The organism is Deltaproteobacteria bacterium, assembly GCA_009929795.1.
In the GTDB taxonomy this organism is placed as follows: domain Bacteria; phylum Desulfobacterota; class Desulfovibrionia; order Desulfovibrionales; family Desulfomicrobiaceae; genus RZZR01.
On the sequence record RZZR01000163.1, the window covers coordinates 1 to 4,880 of the forward strand.

A 4,880-nucleotide genomic window follows, 5' to 3' on the forward strand; every position below is an offset into this window, starting at 1 on the left:
CGAACTTCCCAGACCTGACCGGCCTGGACCATGTCCCGAACCCGGGTCGAGCTGACCACGGCGTCGTCCACCAGGACCGGGCCGACCTGCTCGACAGTGAAGCCCATGTCCCGGCCCAAAATCTTCAGCAGTTCGAAATTTCCGGACCGCCCCCGGCCAAAGGCGTAGTCATAACCGATAACTATATGCCTCATGGCCAGAGGCTCCAGGAGATACCGGAGGACGAACTCGGCTGGCTCAAGGGCTGCCATACCCCGGCTGAAAGGCAGGCAGAGAGTCCAGGTCATGCCCTGCTCGGCGATGAGCTCCAGCTTCTGCTCGGTCAGGGTGATGAAGGGGGGGCTCTTCTCAGCCAGAACCCTCAGGGGGTGGGGGTCGAAGGTCACGACCACCGGAGACTCACCTTTGGCCCTGGCCCTTTCCCGGACACGCTCGAAAAGCCGCTGATGGCCCTTGTGCACCCCGTCGAAATTTCCGATGGTCACGCACGAGGGTCCGACCTTCCCCTGTATTTCAGATATGTCGTGGGCCACGTTCATCCTCGCCCGGCCTCCCTATCCATAATGGGTACGTTGCAAAGGCTGGAAACGCTACCGGAAAGGCCCCCAGGCCGCAAGGGAGCGATCTATTCCCAAACCTTGACGGGGCACCCGTTCCCTGGAGTCGGATGCGGAATTTTCCCCCGGAAAAAAACGCTTGCCAACACCGGGGCATCCGTCTAAAAGGCCCTTTCGTGCCGAAGTGGTGGAATTGGTAGACACGCTAGGTTCAGGGTCTAGTGGGGGTTCCCCCGTGGGAGTTCGAGTCTCCCCTTCGGCACCATCGACAATCAAGCCTTTGCAATTGCAAGGGCTTTTTTTATTGCATTTTTGGGGTGCAAACCGCCCGGATTTCTGGCATCATACTGCATAGTTTCAAACAAAGGGCTTACACGAACAGGAGTGCAACCATGATGACCCTTATCAAGACTTTTCCCCTTCTGCTCCTCTTTTTCGCCGTAGCCTTGAGCGGCTGCAACGGCAGCTCCTCGGACTCGGATTCAAACGCCACACTCCACAAGATCGGGGTTCTGCTTCCTCTGACCGGCGACTTGGCCGGGGCCGGACAGACCTTCAAAGCCTCCGTCGAAGTGGCGGCAGCCAAGCGGCCCAAAACTCGACTGATCGTCAAGGACAGCCAGAGCTTGGCCGTGACCAGCGAGGCCATGATGTCCGAGTTCAAGGCCGAAGGCGTGGACATGGTCATCGGGCCGGCCGGGAGCGAGGCCGCTCTCGGGGCCAAGAACTTTGCGGACCAAAACGATCAGACCCTGCTGTCCTGCTCTTCCACGGCCGTTTCCCTGGCCATCCCCAATGACAGCCTGTTCCGATTCGCCGTTCCGGATATGGCCCAGGCCCAGGTTCTGGCCCAGAAAATCACTGATTCCGGAATCACCCATCTGGCCGTTTTCGTCCAGCCGGATATCTACGGCCATGGCCTGTCGTCCGCCTTGGCCGACAACTTCAAGAATGCCGGCGGAACCGTTTTCGCGACCTACAGCATGCGCGGGGCATCGAGTGTCGAAGATATGCGCTACATCCTCGACCAGTTTTCCCAGGATCTGAGCCCGGTGCTGGAAGAGGTCGGCGAGGCCCGGATCGGCGTGGTTCTGGTCATGTATGAGCAGGCCGTCACCCTGCTCCAGGTGGCCGACGACTATATGGGCCTGCATCGCTTGACCTGGTACGGCACGGACAGCTTGGCCTTGAGCACCGTCTTGACCGGCAACGCCCTGGCCTCGGCCTTTGCCGTCCGCAGCGATTTCAGCTGCCCTCTCACCGCTGAATTTTCCAACGACGAATACCAAAAAATCAAGGATGAAATAAGCGCGGTTATCGGTGGCCCGGCCTCGGTCTATGCCGTCATGTACCACGACGCCCTCCTCGTGACCTTCGACGCTATCGAAAAGGCAGGCGGCCAGTCGCCGGAAATCCTCAGGCCCGCCCTGCGGGAAGTTGCCGCAGCCTTTAGCGGTGCCACCGGCCCCATTGCTCTCGACGTCAACGATGACCGCTCCGAACCCAAGACCTACAACTTCTGGAAAGTTACGGTCCAAGGAGGAGGTTACGCCTGGGCCCTGGACTCCCGGGAAAGGGTCCGATAAGTGTCCGACGCCGAAAAAAAAGGAAGGCAGCCTTAAGGCTGCCTTCCTGACAAAAACGAACGAAAAAAAACGACTACTCGATCCCCCTATCCTCCCGGGCGGCCTTGACGGCCTCGAAGCGATCGGGTTCGAGCCGCATTTGGAGATCCTCTTCGGTGGCCCCGGTCCAGACATCTTCAGGCACTCCCGCAACGATGTCGCCGTATTCAGCCATGGCCTCCGATCCGGAGGCTTGAACTATTTTTCCGCCAAAAGTCCCTCGTATCAGATCGATATAGGCATTGCGAAAATAATAGCCATCGTAACGATCTGCCCCCAGCCAATACTCGCATCCGGAAATGCGGATGTTGCTCTGCCAAGTCATGTTGTAGACCAAAGATTTCTCATCCTGCCAATTCTGAGAAGCAAAAGAAATGACATCTCCTTGCGAAGAATGGTAGATGGACGCCGAAGATGCGTATCGCTTCCCACTTCCCGGCACATATCTGTTGCCGACGAAATATTCCACACTGCCAAACTCTCGGACTTTTTTCATTCTCCACTCATCGTTGAAATAGTCCTTGAAGATGATATCCCACGAAAATCCTTCGCAGTCGACACCTTTGTAATGGTCATAATTCCCATCGTGGATAAGCTGCAACGGGTTGCATTCGGCATTGGCATTGTCAGGCGAATGCAGTGAAAACCCGATCACGGCCGATGCGACGAAAACAATTACGCCCAAACTTTTGGCCTTGGAAAAATTCCACATCCCGCACCTCCTGTCGGTTTATGTACTGCGATCCAAACAATCATTGCCCCAAACCCTCACATCCACTTCGACCGGATCGGCCCATCGGAACCCGTGGGTCTGAAACCAATATTCATTGTCCGTACTCCATTCTTTTCCGTTCAGCAACCGATTTGACGCCGGTGACCCTCAAGGGTATCAGCCGCACCGAAACGTTCATCAATGGTTTTTTTGGCGGTAAGCCTCCTCATCCATAGAAACACCCACAGAAAGACCGGTACTTTTTCTCCCTATCCAGCCCGTACCCCCAACCCTCGAGCCCAGTCATGACCGAACTTGAACGCGAAATACAGCGCCGCCGGACCTTTGGCATCATCAGCCACCCAGACGCCGGCAAGACCACCCTGACCGAAAAGCTCCTCCTTTTTGGGGGGGCCATTCGCATGGCCGGGGCCGTCAAATCTAAAAAGGCCCTCTACGCCACATCCGACTGGATGGCCGTTGAGCGGGAACGGGGCATTTCCGTGTCCTCCTCGGTCATGAAATTCGAATACAACGGCTTCGACATCAATCTCCTGGATACCCCGGGCCACCAGGATTTTTCCGAGGACACCTATCGCGTTCTGACGGCCGTGGACTCCGTCCTCATGGTCATCGACTCGGTCAAAGGTGTGGAACAGCAGACCAAGAAGCTCATGGATGTCTGTCGGCTCCGCTCCACCCCCATCATGACCTTCATCAACAAACTGGACCGGGAAGGCCGCCCCCCCCTGGAACTCCTGGACGACATCGAACAGAATCTCGGCATCGAAGTCGCGGCCCTGACCTGGCCCGTGGGCATGGGCAAGGGCTTCAAGGGCGTCTACGATCTTCGTCTGGATGAACTGCGTTTCTTCGTCCCCGATGGGGCCAAGTCCACCCGGCCCAGCGACACCATTCTGGTCAAAGGATTGAACGACCCCCTGCTCGATGAACTGCTCGGAGCGCACGGCAATGGCCCGGCCGATGCCTCTGGATGCGCCGGTAATGAGTGCGGTCTGTCGGGACGGTATGTTCATGCCTCTCCCATATCACCCATCGCACTGGATTTCAAGACCCGGAAACCGGAATATTTTTATTGCGCTTTACAATTTCAAGCCTGGATGGTATTTTTACGGTTGGTCACTTGAACACCATCTGCAGGAGCTTTTTATGGAACATATAGAAATTCGTTTCGGCAGCAACCTTGATGCATACGATACCGATGAAAGATCATTTCAAGACATGTTTCAATCTGTAAATCCCATGTTCTGTTTTTCAAAGCGGATCTGGAAACCCCAGATGGATATTTTCGAGACTCAAAATCAGATCGTTATTCAAGCGGAGATCGCAGGGGTGCAAAAAGAAGATATTGTCATCGAGGTCAGCAGCAAGGCGGTCAAAATTTCCGGTAACCGGAAAACCACCCGACTGGATCCGGCCGCTACCTATCGACTGGCTGAAATTCAGTTCGGTCAGTTCGAACGGGTCTTGTATCTTCCGTGCATGATCGATGTGGAAAAGGTGTCTGCCGTTGTCAACAACGGCTTTCTCCAGTTGACCCTGGGTAAACTGTTTTCAGAAAACATCAAACCGGCGCATGATTTGTCCATGGATTTTATCTAGCATCCCTGTTCATTTGCCAAGGATAATTCATGGATGATATCAGACATTCGACCGCTGCCATTTCCACCAATGATATTCCGGATACCATCCCTATTTTGCCTATTGTGGATACCAACCTGTTTCCCAAAATGGTGCTTCCACTGGTATTGATCCAGAAAGAGGCTATTGATCTGATCGATGAAGCCATGGCCGGCTCCCGGATGCTGGGTCTGATTTTGTCCAAAAAACCGGATCCAGGTTCTAAACACACGGCAGAGGATCTGTACCGCATCGGTACCGTGGCCGTGATTCTGAAAATGTCCAAGATGGAAGATGAAAAAGCCCAGCTGCTCATCCAGGGTCTGAACCGGTTCAAAACGGTTC

5 protein-coding genes, 1 tRNA gene and 1 pseudogene are annotated in these 4,880 nt (G+C 55.2%); 5 read left to right on the forward strand and 2 right to left on the reverse strand.

What is annotated here, in order from left to right:
* On the reverse strand, window positions 1-539 hold a 539-nt coding region (locus EOM25_12175), incomplete at its 3' end, for an FAD synthetase family protein (GenBank protein ID NCC25930.1).
* A gap of 196 nt (window positions 540-735) precedes the next feature.
* Between EOM25_12175 and EOM25_12180 the strand changes: the two genes are divergently transcribed.
* Window positions 736-822, forward strand: a tRNA-Leu gene (locus tag EOM25_12180).
* Window positions 823-949: 127 nt separating this feature from the next.
* Window positions 950-2,143, forward strand: coding sequence for an ABC transporter substrate-binding protein (locus EOM25_12185; protein ID NCC25931.1), 1,194 nt, complete (start codon window positions 950-952; stop codon window positions 2,141-2,143).
* Between the two features lie 73 nt (window positions 2,144-2,216).
* On the opposite strand, the gene EOM25_12190 is transcribed toward EOM25_12185, so the two are convergent.
* Window positions 2,217-2,894 carry a hypothetical protein gene (locus tag EOM25_12190; protein ID NCC25932.1) on the reverse strand — a complete coding sequence of 226 codons (678 nt, stop codon included), beginning with the start codon at window positions 2,892-2,894 and terminating at the stop codon, window positions 2,217-2,219.
* A gap of 305 nt (window positions 2,895-3,199) precedes the next feature.
* Here EOM25_12190 and EOM25_12195 point away from each other — a divergent pair.
* The 3 genes and pseudogenes from EOM25_12195 to EOM25_12205 form a co-directional block, all read left to right on the forward strand.
* Window positions 3,200-3,859: pseudogene (locus EOM25_12195) on the forward strand (GTP-binding protein).
* 205 nt (window positions 3,860-4,064) lie between these two features.
* A complete protein-coding gene (locus tag EOM25_12200; protein NCC25933.1) occupies window positions 4,065-4,517 on the forward strand; it encodes an Hsp20/alpha crystallin family protein in 453 nt (150 codons plus the stop codon).
* Between the two features lie 29 nt (window positions 4,518-4,546).
* Window positions 4,547-4,880: endopeptidase La (locus tag EOM25_12205; protein NCC25934.1), on the forward strand; the 334-nt coding region annotated here is incomplete at its 3' end.

Coding starts and splice junctions, on each gene's coding strand:
- EOM25_12185 (NCC25931.1), top strand. CDS start 950: ATGATGACCCTTATCAAGACTTTTCCCCTTCTGCTCCTCTTTTTCGCC.
- EOM25_12190 (NCC25932.1), bottom strand. CDS start 2,894: ATGTGGAATTTTTCCAAGGCCAAAAGTTTGGGCGTAATTGTTTTCGTC.
- EOM25_12200 (NCC25933.1), top strand. CDS start 4,065: ATGGAACATATAGAAATTCGTTTCGGCAGCAACCTTGATGCATACGAT.